Annotated in this window: 3 protein-coding genes and 1 pseudogene; 1 reads left to right on the top strand and 3 read right to left on the bottom strand. The window is 65.2% G+C overall.

All coding sequences use genetic code 11. From position 1 onward, the window contains the following. On the bottom strand, nt 1–224 hold a 224-nt coding region (whiB1, locus tag WAN02_RS19885), incomplete at its 3' end, for a transcriptional regulator WhiB1 (RefSeq protein ID WP_422265949.1). 251 nt (nt 225–475) lie between these two features. Continuing rightward, on the bottom strand, nt 476–1450 hold the full coding sequence (locus WAN02_RS19880) for a diacylglycerol/lipid kinase family protein (RefSeq protein WP_422265948.1): 975 nt from the start codon (nt 1448–1450) through the stop codon (nt 476–478). Nucleotides 1451–1548: 98 nt separating this feature from the next. Between WAN02_RS19880 and WAN02_RS19875 the strand changes: the two genes are divergently transcribed. After that, on the top strand, nt 1549–1980 hold the full coding sequence (locus tag WAN02_RS19875) for a hypothetical protein (RefSeq protein ID WP_422265947.1): 432 nt from the start codon (nt 1549–1551) through the stop codon (nt 1978–1980). Here WAN02_RS19875 and WAN02_RS19870 read toward each other — a convergent pair. Further along, nucleotides 1932–2079: pseudogene (locus tag WAN02_RS19870) on the bottom strand (GNAT family N-acetyltransferase); the annotation flags it as partial. The gene WAN02_RS19875 and the pseudogene WAN02_RS19870 sit on opposite strands and share 49 nt — an antisense overlap.

The following is a 2079-nucleotide window of genomic DNA, read 5'->3' as shown; positions in this document are numbered from 1 at the left end:
TTACGACGCTTGAGTGCACGTCGCTCGTCTTCGCTCATTCCGCCCCACACGCCAGAGTCTTGCCCGGTGTTGAGCGCCCAGGACAGGCACTCGGTGGTCACCGAACAGCGGTTACAGACCAGTTTCGCGTCGGCGATCTGTGCGAGGGCCGGACCGCTGTTCCCGACAGGGAAGAACAGCTCCGGGTCCTCGTCGCGACAGACCGCAGTGTGGCGCCAATCCATAAGTCGTTACTCCTCACTGTGTGCGCAGCATTGTGCGCACGAATGATTTTCTTCGGCTGTTAACGCAGGCACAAGTAATGTTTCCGTACCGTTGCATGCAATCGTTCGATCGTTTCACAGGCTCAACAGATGTCAATAGCGGTTTGTTGGTCCGTGGGCAATGTCACTTCAGAGATCTGTTACCAAATCCCTTAATCGTTTGTACTACACTCCTTCGGAGCCTGGCCAGTGCTTTTGGCCACATTCTACGATTACCGCAGGTCGGGAAGCCTTTTTAGGGGCGGAGCGACGACGTCCAAGGCGTCGGGAACGGCACGGAAAGCCATCCGTTCGCGCACGCCGTGGTAGTCGCCGTCGAATTGGCTCGCCATGGGTGGATCGGCGCATGTCACCCGCACGCAGTCCGCGTTGTCGTCGCGAACGACCTGGTCACCCTCGATCTTGGGCTGCTTGGAGAACATCTGTGCGACCAGCCTCAGACTCGGCACGACCTTCAACCGGGTGACGCCGAAGACGCCCAGTCCGGCTTCGAAGCTGGTGCCGGGGTTGGTGCACATCGGCCGATCATCGGCGTACGTCCACGGGCTGGAATTGGACACGAAGACGAAGTAGACCCCGGAAATCGGCTTGCGCCCGGGCAGCTCCACGGTCAGCCGCGGCTGCTTGCGGGAGTAGGCGATCGTCGCGCGCACCGCTGCGGTGATGTAGCGCGTCGGCGTGACTTTTTTGCCCTTCTCCCGCTGCGCTTCCACTTTCGCGACCGCCTCGGCGTCGACCCCCATGCCGGCATTCAGCACCGCCCACTGCTCGCCGCAGTCGATCAGCCCGATCCGGCGCCAGTTCTTTTCCTGACCGTATTTGTCGAGCAGCCAAATGAGCTGGTTGGTGGCGTCGATCGGGCCCGGCGGGATGCCCAGCGAGCGTGCTGTCACATTCGCCGAACCACCGGGGACGATCGCCAACGCCGGCACATGCCCGGCGGGCAGCTGCCCGGGTTTGCCGAGCAGGCCGTTGACCACGTTGCTCACCGTGCCGTCGCCGCCGTGCACGACGACGAGATCGACCCCGTCCTGAACCGCGGCCTGGGCGATTTCGCCGCCGTGGCCGCGGTGCCGGGTGTGCTCGACGGTCAAATCCAGGCGGCTTTTGAGTGCGTTCGCCAGCAGATCGCGGCCGGCCGTGGTGGTCGAGGTCGCGGTCGGGTTGACGATCAGCACGGCGCGCATGAGGCCAAAGCCTACGGGAGCGGTGACGACGCGGGCCGCCTCGCGGACCGCCGGAGGAGCGCGACTTTCGGGTGAGTCGGCGACGTTACGCTGAGGCGGTGATCACGCGTCCTCCGGCCACTGTGCGCGGCGCGGGATTGATTGTCGCAGTCCAGGGTGCGGCAGGTCTGCTGGTCGCCGCGGTTCTGCTGATTCGGGCGATCGGCGGCGCCGATCAGCGGGTGGTCAACGGCTTCGGAACCGCGGTGTGGTTCGTCGTGGCCGGTGGTGCCGTGCTGGCTGCCGGCGTGGCCCTACTGACCGGGAGGCGCTGGGGACGCGGGCTCGCGGTGTTCGCCGAGCTGTTGCTGCTGCCGGTGGCGTGGTACCTGACCGTGGGCTCGCACCGGGCGCCGTTCGGGATCCCGCTCGCCGCAGTAACGTTGACGGCGTTGGCGTTGTTGTTCAGTCCGGCTACGTTGCGCTGGTTATCAAGAGACGATCAGCCCGGTTCGGCCAGCGCGGCCAACTCGGGACCGGACAGCCGGTAGGTGGTCCACTCGGTCTGCGGCGCGGCGCCGACGGCCCGATACAGCGCAATCGCGTCGGTGTTCCAGTTCAGCACCGCCCAGGCCAGCCGGGTGTAGTTG

It is taken from the genome of Mycobacterium sp. (assembly GCF_049281135.1).
In the GTDB taxonomy this organism is placed as follows: domain Bacteria; phylum Actinomycetota; class Actinomycetes; order Mycobacteriales; family Mycobacteriaceae; genus Mycobacterium.
The sequence above is the reverse complement of the archived record's forward strand: the minus strand, read 5'-3'. Positions and strand labels throughout refer to the sequence as shown.